Raw genomic sequence first — 16,943 nt, forward strand, 5'->3', positions numbered from 1 at the left:
AAGCCTTGCTTACTACTTAAAATAGTTAAGTTACCGTTAGCCACATACTAATTGCGTTTGTTGCTTACAGGCATTTTGAGATTGTTCCGTCGACTCATTGCCTATACAAAAATCTAACCTTATGGTTCTTCTTTCAGAAGTCATTACGTTCGTAGCGGCAGTGGGGACCCAGTTCCATTTTTTTAATATCTGACTTGAGTATTTACCCAGCGATTTTTGAGGAACAGATTTAACGACTTCGATATTTTCGGCCTTACCCGACTCTGAAATATCAAAAGACATGACAGCACAACCAGCAATGCCCGAACGAGCGAGTTCCATTGGATATTGCGGGGCACTTTTATTTTCACGTTCCCAAATAAAACCACTCGTTGGTTTTATATCTGTAACTTGCACATCCCCATACACATTATGACTTTTTGCAAAACAATAGTTTGATACCGCAAAAATAACCAAGGCGGATAAAATTGAACACTTCATATACACTCCATTGTTTAATGAATTAAAATAATGTCTTATCACTAATTATTTTTTGATTAATAACCACTACCCCTGACAGTACTTAAGTGGTAAATAACGTTAATATAGCTAATACTTATTCACCAATAACCAATGACTCTAAATAAATAGTAAGTCAAAGTTTATTTCAGTTTACAAGTTAACCTACCGAACTTAGCACTCCATCGCAAGACTTGACGATGAATGTCGAAATATTTTTTTAATTTTAATGAGTAAAATAAATTTACTTATGAACCATTTATTAAAAATAAAAAGCGCTTTCACGTTGTTTGGAACACACATTGAAAGCACTTTCAAAACAAGGTTAAGCTCTTTAAAACTCAATCACTTTATGCCTTCAGTTTCAATCTTAGGCTGAGGTTCTGCGCCGTCGTTTGGCTTAGCATCAGGCTTTGATTCCGGCGCTTTAATTGGCGCGGGTGGCGCTTCTGTCGCAGCAGGCTTATCTTGTTCCTGTGATACGTTTGGCTCCTGCAATGGTGCATTAACCTTAGGTGTCGGTGAACTCTGCTCTTCAGGTAAAGGCTCGACAATAATCACTGGCTCTTGTGGCACAGGCGTTTCACCTTCGGTAGATGTTGCAGCTTCTGACTCTGGTGCTAAGGTGCCGAGATCTTGGTTTGCAGGGCTTTCCACCGCATGTTTAGGTAATTGATTTCGATATAAATCAATCATACGCATCACCTCAGACAAGGCTTTACCATGCTCTGGAGTGAGAATGCCATTGTGCCCAGAGACGATTTCGTCAGACACGGCCAGTACCCATACGGCTTGCATATTGGCATCGGGGCAGGTTTGCACGGTACGACGAGCCTGCAGGCGAGCACGAATTTTCCAGCCCGATTGAGGCAGCGTCATCATACAGCCAGGGATTTGATCGTGCGCCATCAAGGCCGAAGGCATCTTCATTGGCGTAGTGCAATTGCCACCAGAGCATTTGTCAATATCGTGGGTAATCGCCCAAGAGTTCCCGACAGCGCGCTCGCCGTCCTTGATGTAATTGAAGGCTTCTTTCACTGCAAAATCCCCCTTCGATTGCAACACCACCATACTCGGTTTTTGTCTATCTAAGCTCACCAACGTATCTAATGGCTGATACTCTTTAGCAGGTACGGCGGGATTTAACAGTAAGAATAAATTAGGATTATCCTGCTGATTATCAATGGCGGCTTTGATGCGATCTTTACTCGCATGCAAAACAACAGCACCGCCAAGACTATGGCCAATCACAGTGTACCGCAGCAGTTTATGCTGTGTTACTAAGCTATCAAGCTTATCCAGCAGCTGTGATAGACCTAACTGCCCGATACGTTTAGCAACCCGTTTACGCTGTAAAATAGTGGGAAAATCTAAGGGTTCAATCCAACTTTTTGCATCATCTGAGCCATCGATCCAAAAAGGATCGTATTTATCGCCCCGCCAGCCAATATACAAACCCAACAAGTTGCGCTGGGTATCGGACGCGGCCATTTGCTGATAAAACTGCTCAAAGGCAATAAAGTTTTCATCCTTAGGCTCAGCGCTATGATGCCAGCCATGGACAAAAATCAATAATTCAGGGATCTGTGCAGGCTCTGGATGTAAAATTCGCGTCTCTAAACCTTGCCATTGCCTTTCGTCGTGGGGCTGACCTTTATCATTAAACTCAATCACATGAAAATTTTGCTTAGCGATATCAGGGCCGGGGATGTGGTAAGCCTGATCTGGAATAAAAGGAAGTAGGATACAAAGTAATAACAACATTAAAAACAGTAACTTGTACTGAGTAAACTTTTTCAGGCTCATTTATAACAACATAATTAACGGCCAGGCTAGGCCAAAATAGACGTGCTGAAAGGGACTAACAGCAAAATTGACGAAATTATACGCTAACGCCATTAACCCAGCTAGTGCCTAAGTTGCTTTTCATCTGAACAGCAATGCTGTTTAACGCCAAGTATCGGGAAGCGTGACTTGGCTCCATAACTCTTGGCACAACGGCTGACTATTGTGCCAGTCGCCGCCGTTAATCCATTTAACCAGCGTATCCCCCACCTTTGGATATGCAATTGGATTAGGTGATGCCGTTTTAAGCCAGCGCTTAACTATGTTCACATCGAGACTCATCATGCTATCTGCAGCCGCTAAAAGTTGTAACGCCGCCACATTCGATAACTGCTCAAACTGGCCAATCAGTGGTTTGACTAAGAGTTTTTTACCTAAGGTTAATGCCTCGCTGGCAAGCTCAAAGCCCGCATTGCCTATCACACCACCGCAGCTGGCAAGATGTTGCTTAAACCCCTCACGATTAAAACCGTGCCATTTAATGTGCTCAGCAACTTGGCCTTTAGGTTGTTGGCTGTGATATACCAAAAACTGATAATCACTAAAATGAGACAGAAAATGAGCAATCATATCCGCATCTTCAAAAGGCAAATAAACTAAAATCTGATGCGTGTGTTCGAATGGGCTGGCATCCACTTCGACAAATGGCGGCAAAATAGGGAAGCCAAAATGATGCCAATGACACCCCAGCGCCACATCCACTGGTGCAAAATAATTGAGCAGCATCTCATTAAACCAAGTGCTACCGAGTTTTGGCACCGGATGAGTTAACGCCGCCTGATGGCTAATACCAATGGATGGCACGCCTTGGCGCCGCGCAGCCCAAGCCGACACAGGTTCAAAGTCGTTGAGTACTAAATCATAGCAACTGAGATCTAAGGCTTTAATATCTTTAAATAACGACAAGGACAAATTTTGTCGGACAGTTTGTGGCACATTCACGCGCCCGGAGTGCGTCGCAAACGTCATTCCCGCTTGTACGCGATAATCGCCAAAGCATTCCATATCGAAAAACTGATCAGGCTTACGCCCCGAAAATAAAAAGTCCACTTCAATATCTTGTTTCATCAGTGCTTTAGCCATGACGCGTGCACGACTTAAGTGGCCATTCCCTGTGCCTTGAACTCCGTAGAGTATTCGCATTACGTATCCTTAAACTGATGAGTGAAGGAGAATTCCAACTAATGAGATGAAATGATTAACGTGCGCTTGCTTGAATTAAATCACCGGATGAACCAGTAATACCGCTCCGCTCCCCAATGAGGCTCCCGCCAAAATATCTAAGGGATAATGCACGCCGAGTGCGATACGTGAGCCCCCTATGCTAAAAGCCCATAAAAACACGATAGGAGCCGCTGCGGGATAAACTTGCGCCACACTCATTGCCATCACAAAGGCGGCGGCCGTATGACCCGACGGTAAACTGAAGCGATCAGATGGCTCAAAGCCACTCTCAAATCCCACAAGCGCATGGCAGGGTCGTGTACGGCGAATGCTATTTTTCAACAGTAAATACAGCGGCAACTCCACCAAAAAACTCGCTAACATCAAGTTGAATAAAACTTGCCCTTGAGCGTGAGTCAGCATCAAGCCCACTGACAAATATAAATACACATGCCCATCGCCACTCGCCGATACCCGCTTTGCATGGGCATATAAACCATGGCGTTGGGTGAAACTCACGATATGACAAAACATTCGCTTATCTAAGTCTGCAACGTAACTCAACATAAAACAGGCTCCTTGCTGGCATGCCAGCGAGTTTTACTGCGATGTTAATCTGTGCATTCTCTCGACGACGCTTAGAGTGCTTGGTATCACACAACCGACTCACCAAGGCCCTACTCACGATTGAATTCGTTATTTACCGTTTGCTGGCTAATTTAAAGTTTGCTAATGGTCAAACCCGAATCGAATTAGCTAAAGCACTATTAGATAACTTGAGACTAAGAAAGACCTGTGACGGCTAAGTGACATCTGCTCGAAGGTTTTATGACAAGAAGCATGGCTTGGGCTTTGATCTAGAAGGATTCTAGGGAGGTTATGCTGGAGCTAAGGGATTTATTTAGGAATAGTGATAGGACTGAGACAGGATATTGTGTTGCTCTAAACGTGAATTCCAAGAGCAACACAATCAAATAAACTTAGGCTGCGGCGGGAGTATTTGCCTTAGCACGGTAAATTTTCGTCAAATGGTAAATATTAATACAAGCAACAAACGCATTCATACCGGCCACAGGCCAAGCAGAAATAAACACCCCATAAACAACAAACAGGGTACATCCCACAAAATTCAACCATCGCAACCAAATGATATTCTTCATCATTAGAGAGATCGCCACCATTACAGAGGCAAAATAACCAATAATTTCAATCGTATTTACAGCTTCCATAGGCACCTCTCGAAGGCCCTCTACCGTCCATAAGCGTAACGGGGGGTCCATGCCCCTAAAGCAAATTAAGTTAAGTAAGTTAATTTAAACTTGGGATATAATACCAAAGCACGCAACAGAGTTGTAATAAAAAACCGTTATTTAATGACTAATATCAAGTTTTACCGCATAACTTCTAAAGTGCGACGAAAATTTACTACAGATGTGTTAACAGCCAAGTGGCAACAATACCGTGATTGATAACACTTTTCTTTTCAATAATCCCTTTTATACTGGCGTAAACTCGCTAAACTGTACGCAACGCGGATCAATAGGAGTGTAAATATGGAATACAACACCTCAGAACTATGTGACATGTACTTAGATGTCGTAGATGTAGTCGAGCCCATGTTCAGTAACTACGGTGGTTGTAGCTCTTTTGGCGGTTCTATTAGCACCATCAAGTGCTTTGAAGACAACGGCCTAATTACCGAAGTCCTACAAGAGGATGGCCAAGGTAAAGTCTTACTCATTGATGGCGGTGGCTCATTACGCCGTGCGCTGATCGATGGTGCTATCGCTGAACTTGCGGTTAGCAACAACTGGGAAGGCATTATCGTTTACGGTTCTGTACGCGATGTGGATGCATTGGAAGAATTAGACATTGGTATTCAAGCCCTTGCCTCTATTCCAGTGGGTGCTGATGGCAATTCAGTGGGCGAAGTGGAAATTCCCGTCAATTTTGGCGGTGTGACTTTCTTACCCGGTGATCACATTTATGCTGATAACACAGGTGTAATTTTATCACCTGAACCACTCGACATTGAGTAACCTCACTGTTCAGTCAAGAAAGCCAGCTAAGCTGGCTTTTTTATTCACTATTTTCAGCGTTTCCCCATTGAATCCTTGCCCTACTCTGGCCACAATAGCTCGACTCTGGCCGAATAAGAATATCAATCTATGCCTGAATTTATCCCCTTTACTCATACCGATATCGCCTCACTCGTCAGCCCAAGAACTGGCGAAACTAAGCTAGGCCAATGCGTCCATCTGGCCAATCACGAACACACGTTAGAGACCATACTCGCGACTGCAAAAGCCCACGGGGCAAGCTTTGCCATTATCGGCGTTGGCGAAGATATAGGCCCACGTGCCAATTTAGGCCGCGGCGGTGCAACCGATGCGTTCACAACCAGTATGCGCCAATGGCTCAATTTACAATCGAATCGTTTTCTTTCTGGCGCCGAATGCCTAGTGTTAGGCCAAGTGAACACCGCCGATCTGCAGCAACAAACCGCGAGTAATACAACAGCTAACAGTGACGTCACCTTAGATGAATTACGCGATGCAGTGGAGCAACTCGATGAGCGCGTTATCCGTATCGTCAGTGCGATTTTAAAAGCGGGTTTAGAACCCATACTCATCGGCGGCGGCCACAACAATGCCTATGGTTTGTTGATGGCAACCTACGGCCACTACCAACGCCAAGTCGCCGCGGTGAATCTCGATCCTCATTCGGATTTTCGCCTGCTCGAAGGCCGTCACAGCGGCAATGGTTTTAGTTATGCAGCCGATCGCGGCGCCTTAGGTTGCTACCATGTTCTGGGTTTACACGAGTTAAAAAACAGCGAAGCAAACCTAAGCCAACTCAGCGAATTTGGTGGCACTTGGCATAGCTTGCAACAAATTTGGGTGCGCCGCGAAATCAGCCTTAGCCAAGCTTTACTTGAAATCGCCGCCAAACTAAATGACACAGGTTTACCCGTAGGATTAGAACTTGACGTCGATGCTATCGCTAAAATGCCCAGTAGCGCTTCAACCGCTGCAGGTGTGCCATTGCTCGATGCGGCGCATTATGTCAGCTATATCGCCCGCCACTGCCCATGCGCTTATTTGCATTTAGCCGAGGCTGCACCAAGTTGCCACGAAGCGGGAATTGAAGCCGGATTCAGGGATGTAGGCCAAAGCCTAAGCGAGCTTATCTACGCTTATGTGCAGGCTCGCATGCAATTTTTGGCACAATGAATATAACCAGTTGCACCCAACTGGGCGCTAAGCTATTCACCAAATCCTGATATTGTGGTCTAATGCCTGTCCATTTTACGTGGTCGCTAAGCACTTAATCCTACGACTGTTCAGGAGTGCCTCAAGCTAAGGCATTGCAGTTAGTTTACTAGCTCGATCACAGAGTGATAGATCAAAGATTCAGCAAATGCAGGCGATGGCTTACACTCGCAACTAATACATTGCAAAACAATAGGAACACATTGATGTCTGAGGGCGAATCTAAAAGTACCCACTTTGGTTACAAAACCGTAGAGGCCGATAAAAAGGCTGAACTCGTTGCCGGCGTGTTTCATTCTGTTGCCGCTAAGTACGACATAATGAACGATGTGATGTCCTTCGGCATTCACCGTTTTTGGAAACGTTACACCATTGAAGTCTCTGGCGCCCGCCCTGGCATGAAAGTGCTCGATTTGGCCGGCGGTACAGGTGACTTAACCGCAAAATTCTCTCACTTAGTGGGCGATAAAGGTGAAGTGGTTTTAGCTGACATTAACGATTCCATGTTAAAAGTCGGGCGCACTAAGTTGCGCGACAAGGGCATAGTCAACAATGTCAGTTATGTGCAAGCCAACGCCGAAGCATTGCCGTTTCCCGATAACCACTTCGACATCATTACCATCGCCTTTGGTCTGCGTAACGTGACCGATAAAGATGCGGCGCTGCGTTCAATGAACCGCGTGCTTAAGCCTGGTGGCAAGTTATTAGTGCTAGAGTTCTCTAAGCCTCAGCATGAAATTATGCGTAAAGTGTATGATTTATATAGCTTCAAAGTCTTACCTAAGATGGGCGAGCTCATCACTAAAGATGCCGACAGCTACGAGTATCTGGCTGAATCGATCCGCATGCACCCAGATCAAGACACATTAAAACAAATGATGGTTGATGCAGGCTTTGAACAAGTCGACTACACCAACATGACCGACGGCATTGTCGCATTGCACCGTGGTTATAAATTCTAATGATGCCGCAAGAAGTTGTGCTGCTTGCCTGCGCCGCAATTGAAACGGGTCTGAAAAAACTTCAGGCCCAAGCGGGCGACGATTATTCGCGCCAGCGCCAGTTGCATGGCAAAGTGTTTCGTATCCAATTATCGCAGCTCAGCTGGCCATTCTATTTAGTGTTTGCCAAAGAGATCCAAGTACTGAGCCGCTATGAAGGCGATGTCGATGTCAGTCTACATGCCGATGCGACGACGCTTTATCGCGTGTCCGAAGGCGCAAACCTGACTGAACTAATCAAGCAAGATAAACTCAAGCTTGAGGGCGATCTCAATTTATTACAAAGCTTTAGCCAATATCTACGCGGTATAGAGTTTGACTTTGCCGAGCCAGTTTCCCGTTATTTAGGTGATGGTCCCACTCACAAACTCATCTGTTCTAGCCATCTGGCAAAAGACTTTGCACTCGAAGTGTTGCGTAAAACCCGCTCCCACTTAGGGCAACTCGCAGTTGAAGAGTATCGCCTCGCACCACACCCAATTGAGTTATTGCACTTTCGCGATCAAATGGATGATTTAGTTGCCGATACTCGCGCGATTGAACAACGGATTGCCCAATTAAGAGACCAAATTAAGCCATGACCTTTGCCAGTATCCGCCGCGGTTACCACGTCATCAAGACCTTACTTCAGTACGGGTTAGATGACGTATTGCCGCCAAAGATGACACCTTGGTACTTTAAACTCGCCCGTAACAGCCTATTCTGGATCCGCAATAAGCATAAAAATAAGCCCGGTGGCGAACGCTTAAAACTGGCGATGCAGGAACTCGGCCCCGTTTATATCAAGCTTGGGCAAATGCTCTCAACCCGCCGCGATTTACTCAGCGATGAATGGGCCAGCGAATTGGCCATGCTACAGGACAAAGTGCCGCCCTTTGATGGTGCACTTGCCCGCCAAGCGATTGAAGCTGAGCTAAAAGCGCCAATTGAATCCCTATTCGACGACTTTAATGAAATACCACTGGCCTCAGCCTCTATTTCTCAGGTGCATACCGCGACCTTAAAATCTAACGGCAAAGACGTCGTACTTAAGGTGCTACGCCCGAATGTAGAAGCCAAGATTCAGGCCGATCTGCAGTTGATGTCGCAAACGGCCAAGTTGATTGAATACCTCCTCGGTGAAGGCAACCGCCTGCGCCCTGCCGAAGTAATTGAAGATTACCGCGTGACCATTTTAGGTGAGTTAAACCTTAAGCTCGAAGCCTTAAACGCAGTCAAGCTACGCAATAACTTCCTCAACTCAGATGCGCTCTATGTGCCTTATGTTTATGAAGAGTTTTGCTATCCACGCCTGATGGTGATGGAACGTATTTACGGTATTTCTGTCTCGGATATTGCCGCCCTTAAAGCGCAAGGTACCAACTTTAAGTTATTGGCCGAGCGCGGTGTTGAACTATTTTTTACCCAAGTATTCCGCGATAACTTTTTCCACGCCGACATGCATCCGGGCAATATCTTTATTTCCCGCGATCATCCTGAGAACCCATACTACATTGGGCTCGACTGCGGCATCATGGGCACACTCAGCGAAGTCGATAAGCGCTATCTCGCCGAGAATTTCCTCGCCTTCTTTAATCGCGATTATCATAGAATCGCCCAGCTCTATATTGAGTCTGGCTGGGTATCGGAAAAAACCGATCTACAAGCTTTCGAACAGGCCATCAAAGTGGTGTGTGAACCTATGTTCAACAAGCCGCTCGACGAGATCTCCTTTGGTCATGTGTTGCTGGAATTATTCCGCACTGCGCGCCACTTTGATATCGTGGTGCAACCGCAATTGGTATTGTTGGAAAAAACCTTACTCTACATCGAAGGTTTAGGCCGTCAGCTGTATCCGCAGTTGGATTTATGGCAAACCGCCAAACCCTTTTTAGAGCAGTGGATGGCCGACCAAGTCGGTCCTAAAGCTATGTTTAAAAAGGTATCCACAAAACTGCCATATTGGGCTGATAAACTACCTGAATTCCCTGAACTAATTTACGATAATCTTAAGTTAGGCAGGAAATTGCTGAGTTCTCAGCAACAAATGCTAGATAAGTATTTGAAATATCAGCAGCAGGCACACAAGAGTAACTACTTGCTTATCACTTCTGCCGTTTTATTGATCTGTGGCACGTTATTGATTAATAGAGACGCTACACTATGGACCCCTTATGTTTGTCTAATTTCAGGCATGATATTGTGGTTTGTAGGATGGCGATCTAGGCCAAAGAATCGCAAATTTTAGCTAGCACTAATTAATCAGAGGTTCATAATAGAACCGATATCAATTAAGAGGATACCTTCATGGGTGGTATTAGTATTTGGCAACTGCTTATCGTTGCGTTAATCGTTGTCTTGTTGTTTGGAACTAAGAAATTACGCTCTTTGGGTGGTGATTTAGGTGGTGCGGTTAAAGGCTTCAAAAACGCCATGTCTTCAGAAGAAGACAAGAAGGCATTAGAAGACACCGAAGCGGCTAAAACAGCGCAAACAACTCAACAGGCGACTGAAAAGAAACCTGAGTCTAACAAAGAACAGGCGTAACTCTTTATGTTTGACGGTATCGGCTTTATGGAGCTGCTGCTGATCGGTGTTTTGGGGCTAGTGGTTCTTGGCCCCGAACGTCTACCGGTTGCGGTGCGTTCGGTAACGAGTTGGATCCGTGCGATGAAACGCATGGCGAACTCGGTAAAAGAAGAACTTGAGCAGGAGCTGAAGATCGAGCAGTTGCATGCCGATCTTAAAAAAGCCGAGAGCAAAGGTTTATCTAACCTCTCACCTGAACTCAAAGAGTCTATTGAGCAACTAAAGCAAGCGGCACAGTCAGTGAACCGCCCTTATCAAGTTCAGGATCCGTCAAAAGACACCCCTGAGCCTGAGAATCAAATTCACACTCCTGCTCAAGTGAATCCAGTTCAAGCTAGCCAAACTAATCCAACAGCCACTGTAGAGGCGAGTCAAACATCGGCTTCTCCCGCTACTTCAAGTGAGCCATCTCAGGGCGTGGATACCAGTTCTAACCCGAAAGCCAACGGATAATTCATGTCGCAACAGCAGCCACTTATCAGCCATTTGCTTGAACTTAGGTCCAAGCTGCTAAAATCCATTGCCAGTGTGTTATTAGTGTTCATTTGTAGTGTGTACTGGGCAAATGATATCTACCACTACATGGCAATACCTTTAATGCAGTCTTTACCTCTTGGTGGCAGCATGATTGCGACGGATGTCGCTGCACCATTTTTTGCACCTTTCAAGCTAACCCTCGTTTTATCATTTTTTGTGGCAGTGCCCTACGTGTTATTTCAAATTTGGTCCTTTGTGGCACCGGGTTTATATAAACATGAAAAACGCTTAGTGATGCCACTGCTATTCAGCAGTACCTTATTGTTTTATCTCGGTATTGCATTTGCTTATTATCTTGTATTCCCTGTTGTTTTTGGTTTTTTTGCTAACAATGCGCCAGAGGGAGTTCAAGTTGCGACAGATATTACCAGTTACCTTAACTTCATTCTGAAGCTATTCTTTGCCTTCGGTCTATCCTTTGAAATCCCCATTGCCGTTGTTTTACTCTGCTGGTCAGGTGTCACTACACCTGAAGATCTCAAGCAAAAACGTCCTTATATCATAGTGGGCGCCTTTGTCGTCGGCATGCTATTAACCCCACCAGATGTGATTTCCCAGACTATGCTTGCTGTACCAATGCTGTTATTGTTCGAAGGCGGTTTATTAGCGGCTCGTTTCTACAGCAAACCAGATGACGAGTCAGACGAAGATACTGAACAAACAAACGACTAACGTCCTCGAAGGCGTTAGGGGAATAATATAATAAGGAACATTCTCATGCGCTTAACTCTTATCACGGCAGCAATAATGCTTGTATCTGTCCAAGCAAATGCCAGCATTGAACAACAGTTAACCCAATGTGCAACAACCGCCGATAAACTCGACCGCTTGATTTGCTATGACAAGCTAGCTGAAAGCGTAAAAGCTGACACCATTAGCACTCAAGCGATACCGGCTACAGTAGCAACAGTTGCAGTCCCTACGACTGCAGCAGCGATAGTGGCAACCGCCCCCCAAGCACCAGCGGCAAAAATTGCCGATGACTTTGGGATGGAAGCCAAGCGTGTTCAAGAAAATACTGTCGATAAGATTTATTTAGAGATTCAATCTATAGCCGAAGATGCCTACGGAGACATTAAAGTGACTTTCACTAACGGTCAGGTATGGAAACAAACTGATGGCCGTAAGTACAATGTTAAGCAAGGTGAAACTGTCTATATTGAAAAAGCCGCTTTAGGTTCTTTTTTAATGGGTACCGATGATCGCAATGCCAAGGTTCGGGTAAAACGCCTAAAATAATGCCCTCATACATAGATATCGCTGTCAATTTACTTGGCAGCGCACTCGAACAAGATACTGTATCGATAATACAAGCGGCGGCGGACCAAGGGGTTTCGCCGTTAATTGTTATTGGCAGCGATTTAACTGAAAGTGCGGCAGCCATTGCTGTATGCGAGCAATATCCTAATCAACTTTACTGCACTGCTGGTGTGCATCCCCACCATGCCAGTGGTTGGCATGCCGACTCAAACGCTCGACAAGCTGAACTCTGCCATGCACCGCAAGTGGTTGCCGTTGGCGAATGTGGTTTAGACTACAATCGTGATTTCTCCCCGAGACCTATCCAGCGCCAAGCTTTTATTGCGCAACTAGAATTGGCGATTGAACTTCAAATGCCAGTACTGATGCACGAGCGCGATGCCCACGAAGACTTTATCGCAATCCTGCGTGAATATCGCCCCCATCTTAATGGTGCGCTTTTACATTGTTTCACAGGCACTCACGCACAGATGGAAGCCTATATTGACCTAGATTTACACTTAGGCATAACAGGTTGGGTCTGCGATGAAAGACGCGGCCAAGAACTAGCGCAACTCGTTCCCTTTATTCCGCAGAATCGCATTTTAATCGAGACAGATAGCCCTTACCTACTCCCCCGTAGTATGCGGCCCAAACCTAAATCGAGCAAAAACAAGCCCGAATACCTTCCTTATATCGCAAATTATATTGCAAACCTACGCGGAGAAAATGCGGATGAGTTTGCAAAACGTTGCTACCAAAATAGCTTAGCGTTTTTTAATTTGGATCGAGTCCATGCTTAACAAAAACATGCCACTCATACTCTTGCTGTGGCTATGGATATGCCCAACACAGGCCTTGGCAACCCTATTAAGCATTGACGAGTCAACCACGACGCCTTTAAACCTTACGCCTTGGTTAATGGTCAGCCACCCTACACCAGCAAAAGAACTGGCCGAAATACAAGCTTTGCCAAAAACTGATTGGCATAACTTTACCAATAAAGACATTCAAAAACTCAGCGGCCATGATTTTTGGCTCAGTTTCAGCTTAACCAGCCCTGACGAAACACTTTCGCGCATTTTAGCGCTAGATAACCCTTTGTTAGACAAGGTAACTATCTACCATTTAGTCAATAATAAACTCATGAATACTGTTCTGATGGGTGATATATTCCCCTATGAGGATCGACCATTCTTGAGCAATATTTTCCTATATCCTTTCAAGATCAACACAGATGACTCCCATACTTTCTATCTGCATATTCAAACTGAAGGTAGTGCTGCAGTACCATTAAACCTATGGTCTTCTAATGACTTAGCTCAAATTGCCGAATCTACCGCCCTTGAGCATGGATTCCAACTTGGTGTACTTGCCGCAATCGGCATTTTTAGTCTTTTTATCGCCATAGCATCGGGCTCATTCAGCTACAGCTATTACTCTGGCTATGTACTTAGCATGACCTTACTCGTTGCCACGATTAACGGTTTTGCCTTCCGATTCCTCTGGCCAGACTGGCCGCTATTACAGCAAGTTATGGTGCCGTTTTTACTGCCAATCGTTATGGCATTTGCGTTAATGTTTACTGAAAAAATATTACAGCTCAAATATTTAAACCGCCGTATGTTACTCACTTGTCGCTATAGTGCTGTGTATATCCTCTGTGTTGGACTCGCCACACCTTTCATCCAATATGGTACAGCGTTATATATTGAGATCATTTCAGTTGCTGTACTCAGCTTGGTCCTCATGGTCTTTGCCATTACTCAGGCTATCAATGGCCATAAACTGGCACGTATGTACACTATTGGCTGGGTGAGTATGCTGACAGGCGCTTGCATCAGTAGCTTGCTATATCTCAGCGTGATTGACCTCAATTTAAAACCGCAAACCCCTGTCATGCTCGGCCTGACATTTGAAATCATCTTTATGTCTCTGGTGCTCGCCATCCGCTATAACGATGAGCGCAAAGCTAAACTACGTATCCAGCAAGAAGCCTTAAAGCAAGCACAGAAAATTCGTAGTGCGCGGGAAGAAGCCCTAAAAGCGGAAGCCGAGAGCAATGAGAAACTCGAACAAATGGTGCAAGAGCGTACTTTAGAACTGGAAATCACCCTCAGAGAATTGCATGAGGTGAATCAAAAGCTCACCGAACAAAGCACTATCGACAGTTTAACTGGGGTCAAAAACCGCAGTGCCTTTGATAAACGTTTAATCGCTGAAAGCCGGATCAGTCGCAGGCAAGAAACACCCATAGCACTGTTAATGCTTGATATTGATCGCTTCAAGCTGATCAACGACAGATTCGGTCATCTTGCAGGCGATCAAGCATTACGTACAATAGCTCAAACATTACAGCAGCATTTAAAACGGCCAACGGATCTAGTGTCACGTTTTGGGGGGGAGGAATTTGCTATCATCCTTCCTAATACAACTGCAGAAGGTGCACTCCAAGTTGCTGAAACAATAAGAGACGCTGTTGCCTCTATTCATTTTGAATGGGAAGGTGAAGCGATACCTTTGACTATCAGTATCGGAGTCAGTGCCGATATAGTGACCCACGATCAACACAGTACTAAATTACTAGAACAAGCAGATAAAGCCCTCTACCAAGCAAAAAACGGTGGGCGTAATCAAGTCAGCTTGTATTTGTCGGATCAAGCAAGACCAGTACCTAATTAGGAGTCAAATGTGAATATCATTACCAGTGCCTTCCCTCAGCGTAGAATGCGCCGCATGCGTAAACATGATTTTAGCCGTCGCCTCATGGCCGAAAATCATCTAACGGTCAATGACTTGATTTACCCAATGTTTATTCTAGAAGGCACTAATCGCAGTGAAAAAATAGCCTCTATGCCCGGTGTTGAACGCTACTCGATAGACTTGCTACTGAAAGAAGCTGAAGAACTGGTTGAGTTAGGTATCCCATTAATCGCACTTTTCCCTGTGACACCTGCAGAGAAAAAAACATTAATGGCAGAAGAAGCCTATAACGCAGATGCCCTAGTGCAACGTGCAGTGCGCGAGCTCAAAAAAACCTTTCCACAGCTAGGCATCATGACTGACGTGGCACTAGATCCTTTCACCACTCACGGTCAAGACGGCATCATAGACGAAACGGGTTATATCCTTAACGATATCACCACCGAGATTTTAGTGAAGCAAGCACTGTCACACGCCGATGCTGGAGCTGACATCATTGCACCATCGGACATGATGGATGGCCGTATTGGCGCGATTCGCCAAGCATTAGAAGCGGCAGGGCACGTCAACACCCAAATCATGGCTTACTCGGCAAAATACTCTTCAAACTACTACGGTCCATTCCGTGATGCCGTAGGCTCAGCGGGTAACCTCAAAGGTGGCAATAAGCATAGCTATCAAATGGATCCAGCGAACAGTGACGAAGCTTTGCATGAAGTCGCACTCGATATCCAAGAAGGAGCCGATATGGTGATGGTTAAGCCAGGTATGCCGTATTTAGATATAGTGCATCGCGTTAAAACTGAACTTGCAGTGCCAACATTCGCCTATCAAGTCAGTGGTGAATACGCCATGCATATGGCAGCAATCCAGAATGGATGGTTAGCCGAAAAGGCCATCGTCATGGAGTCCCTACTCTGCTTTAAACGCGCAGGCGCAGACGGTATTTTAACTTACTTTGCTAAACGTGCTGCCCAGTGGCTTAAAGAAGCTTAAGCAACCTAATGCGAAAGTACCACCTCAAAGCAGCCTTCTGGCTGCTTTTTTTATCGATTAATAGTGAAAAATCTGGAAGCAAAGCTTGTGTATTGAGGGGAAGAAAAGACTAGCCAACAAAGCTAATAGCAATACTTACAGTAGGCAGCATTGCTATTAGTGCAAATAATGTTACAGATTACAAAATCAAAAAAGCCAGCTTATTCAGCTGGCTTGGTTACATCTCAATGAGATAATTAGGCGCTTGGCGATGACCTACTCTCACATGGGGAGACCCCACACTACCATTGGCGCGTTTGCGTTTCACTTCTGAGTTCGGGATGGGATCAGGTGGTTCCACAAGGCTATTGTCACCAAGCAAATTCTTTATTCTAGGATTAAACACTAGATTGTAATGGTGCTGATACCCAGAATCGAACTGGGGACCTCATCCTTACCAAGGATGCGCTCTACCGACTGAGCCATATCAGCAATTCTATACTAATCAATTAAGATTATTTAAATTAGGCGCTTGGCGATGACCTACTCTCACATGGGGAGACCCCACACTACCATCGGCGCGTTTGCGTTTCACTTCTGAGTTCGGGATGGGATCAGGTGGTTCCACAAGGCTATTGTCACCAAGCAAATTCTGTTTATTACCGTGTCCATCACTGGACCACGTTAATAATAATTCGGAAAGCTGATTTTCTTTGTTTGAGTTCACACTTCATCAAGTGTCGATATTCTGTCTAAGGCTTCTTTGTAAAACGAGTCATTAGTACATGTTAGCTCAACGCCTCACAACGCTTACACACCATGCCTATCAACGTCCTAGTCTCGAACGGCTCTTTAGAGGAATTAAATTCCTAGGGATGACTCATCTTAGGGCTCGCTTCCCGCTTAGATGCTTTCAGCGGTTATCGATTCCGAACGTAGCTACCGGGCAATGCCATTGGCATGACAACCCGAACACCAGCGGTTCGTCCACTCCGGTCCTCTCGTACTAGGAGCAGCTCCCTTCAATCATCCAACGCCCACGGCAGATAGGGACCGAACTGTCTCACGACGTTCTGAACCCAGCTCGCGTACCACTTTAAATGGCGAACAGCCATACCCTTGGGACCGACTTCAGCCCCAG

At 45.4% G+C, this 16,943-nt stretch carries 17 protein-coding genes, 1 tRNA gene and 3 rRNA genes; 12 read left to right on the forward strand and 9 right to left on the reverse strand.

The annotated features are described in order from the left end of the window. Window positions 1–36: 36 nt before the first annotated feature. From L5M38_RS07685 to L5M38_RS07705, 5 genes are all read right to left on the reverse strand, one after another. A complete protein-coding gene (locus tag L5M38_RS07685) occupies window positions 37–480 on the reverse strand; it encodes an energy transducer TonB (protein WP_113940127.1) in 444 nt (147 codons plus the stop codon). Window positions 481–843: 363 nt separating this feature from the next. Further along, window positions 844–2,304, reverse strand: a complete 1,461-nt coding sequence (locus L5M38_RS07690; protein WP_263178712.1) for a thioesterase — start codon at window positions 2,302–2,304, stop codon at window positions 844–846. A 141-nt stretch (window positions 2,305–2,445) separates the two neighbouring features. Then, entirely contained in the window at window positions 2,446–3,486 is a 1,041-nt protein-coding gene (locus tag L5M38_RS07695) for an MJ1255/VC2487 family glycosyltransferase (protein WP_105251217.1), read from the reverse strand. A 75-nt stretch (window positions 3,487–3,561) separates the two neighbouring features. Continuing rightward, complete coding sequence (locus tag L5M38_RS07700) at window positions 3,562–4,074, reverse strand: phosphatase PAP2 family protein (RefSeq protein WP_263178713.1); 513 nt, start codon at window positions 4,072–4,074, stop codon at window positions 3,562–3,564. 413 nt (window positions 4,075–4,487) lie between these two features. Further along, window positions 4,488–4,736, reverse strand: a complete 249-nt coding sequence (locus tag L5M38_RS07705; RefSeq protein ID WP_006083323.1) for a YgjV family protein — start codon at window positions 4,734–4,736, stop codon at window positions 4,488–4,490. 324 nt (window positions 4,737–5,060) lie between these two features. Here L5M38_RS07705 and rraA point away from each other — a divergent pair, with 324 nt between their 5' ends. The 12 genes from rraA (at window position 5,061) to hemB (ending at window position 15,823) form a co-directional block, all read left to right on the forward strand. Continuing rightward, a complete protein-coding gene (gene rraA, locus L5M38_RS07710) occupies window positions 5,061–5,546 on the forward strand; it encodes a ribonuclease E activity regulator RraA (protein ID WP_105251214.1) in 486 nt (161 codons plus the stop codon). A 129-nt stretch (window positions 5,547–5,675) separates the two neighbouring features. Next, on the forward strand, window positions 5,676–6,740 hold the full coding sequence (locus tag L5M38_RS07715; protein ID WP_263178714.1) for a formimidoylglutamase: 1,065 nt from the start codon (window positions 5,676–5,678) through the stop codon (window positions 6,738–6,740). Window positions 6,741–6,985: 245 nt separating this feature from the next. Beyond that, the gene (gene ubiE, locus L5M38_RS07720; protein ID WP_006083326.1) at window positions 6,986–7,741 is read left to right on the forward strand and encodes a bifunctional demethylmenaquinone methyltransferase/2-methoxy-6-polyprenyl-1,4-benzoquinol methylase UbiE; all 756 of its coding nucleotides are present in this window, start codon (window positions 6,986–6,988) and stop codon (window positions 7,739–7,741) included. Beyond that, window positions 7,741–8,361, forward strand: a complete 621-nt coding sequence (locus L5M38_RS07725; protein ID WP_263178715.1) for an SCP2 domain-containing protein — start codon at window positions 7,741–7,743, stop codon at window positions 8,359–8,361. Before ubiE ends, L5M38_RS07725 begins: the two co-directional genes overlap by 1 nt. Beyond that, window positions 8,358–10,007, forward strand: a complete 1,650-nt coding sequence (ubiB, locus tag L5M38_RS07730) for a ubiquinone biosynthesis regulatory protein kinase UbiB (protein ID WP_105251211.1) — start codon at window positions 8,358–8,360, stop codon at window positions 10,005–10,007. Before L5M38_RS07725 ends, ubiB begins: the two co-directional genes overlap by 4 nt. Before the next feature lie 59 nt (window positions 10,008–10,066). Further along, window positions 10,067–10,306, forward strand: a complete 240-nt coding sequence (gene tatA / locus L5M38_RS07735; protein WP_006083329.1) for a Sec-independent protein translocase subunit TatA — start codon at window positions 10,067–10,069, stop codon at window positions 10,304–10,306. A 6-nt stretch (window positions 10,307–10,312) separates the two neighbouring features. Beyond that, a complete protein-coding gene (gene tatB, locus L5M38_RS07740) occupies window positions 10,313–10,801 on the forward strand; it encodes a Sec-independent protein translocase protein TatB (protein WP_168825776.1) in 489 nt (162 codons plus the stop codon). A gap of 3 nt (window positions 10,802–10,804) precedes the next feature. Next, complete coding sequence (tatC, locus tag L5M38_RS07745) at window positions 10,805–11,557, forward strand: twin-arginine translocase subunit TatC (RefSeq protein ID WP_113940134.1); 753 nt, start codon at window positions 10,805–10,807, stop codon at window positions 11,555–11,557. A 45-nt stretch (window positions 11,558–11,602) separates the two neighbouring features. Continuing rightward, a complete protein-coding gene (locus L5M38_RS07750) occupies window positions 11,603–12,124 on the forward strand; it encodes a hypothetical protein (RefSeq protein ID WP_263142610.1) in 522 nt (173 codons plus the stop codon). Further along, window positions 12,124–12,927: a TatD family hydrolase gene (locus tag L5M38_RS07755; RefSeq protein WP_263170158.1), complete on the forward strand. Its 804-nt coding sequence runs from the start codon at window positions 12,124–12,126 to the stop codon at window positions 12,925–12,927. The genes L5M38_RS07750 and L5M38_RS07755 overlap by 1 nt, the downstream gene beginning before the upstream one ends. Beyond that, window positions 12,920–14,806 (forward strand): diguanylate cyclase, encoded by a 1,887-nt coding sequence (locus L5M38_RS07760; RefSeq protein WP_263178716.1) that lies wholly within the window; start codon window positions 12,920–12,922, stop codon window positions 14,804–14,806. The genes L5M38_RS07755 and L5M38_RS07760 overlap by 8 nt, the downstream gene beginning before the upstream one ends. A gap of 9 nt (window positions 14,807–14,815) precedes the next feature. Beyond that, entirely contained in the window at window positions 14,816–15,823 is a 1,008-nt protein-coding gene (gene hemB / locus L5M38_RS07765) for a porphobilinogen synthase (RefSeq protein WP_263178717.1), read from the forward strand. 242 nt (window positions 15,824–16,065) lie between these two features. Here hemB and rrf (L5M38_RS07770) read toward each other — a convergent pair. The 4 genes from rrf (L5M38_RS07770) to L5M38_RS07785 all read right to left on the reverse strand — a co-directional run. Further along, window positions 16,066–16,181: ribosomal RNA gene (rrf, locus tag L5M38_RS07770) — 5S ribosomal RNA — on the reverse strand. 37 nt (window positions 16,182–16,218) lie between these two features. Next, window positions 16,219–16,294, reverse strand: a tRNA-Thr gene (locus L5M38_RS07775). A gap of 38 nt (window positions 16,295–16,332) precedes the next feature. Then, window positions 16,333–16,448 (reverse strand): 5S ribosomal RNA (gene rrf, locus L5M38_RS07780). 111 nt (window positions 16,449–16,559) lie between these two features. After that, a 23S ribosomal RNA gene (locus tag L5M38_RS07785) occupies window positions 16,560–16,943 on the reverse strand; the annotation flags it as partial.

Source organism: Shewanella sp. SM101 (genome assembly GCF_025654465.1).
GTDB classification, from domain to species: Bacteria; Pseudomonadota; Gammaproteobacteria; order Enterobacterales; family Shewanellaceae; genus Shewanella; species Shewanella oncorhynchi.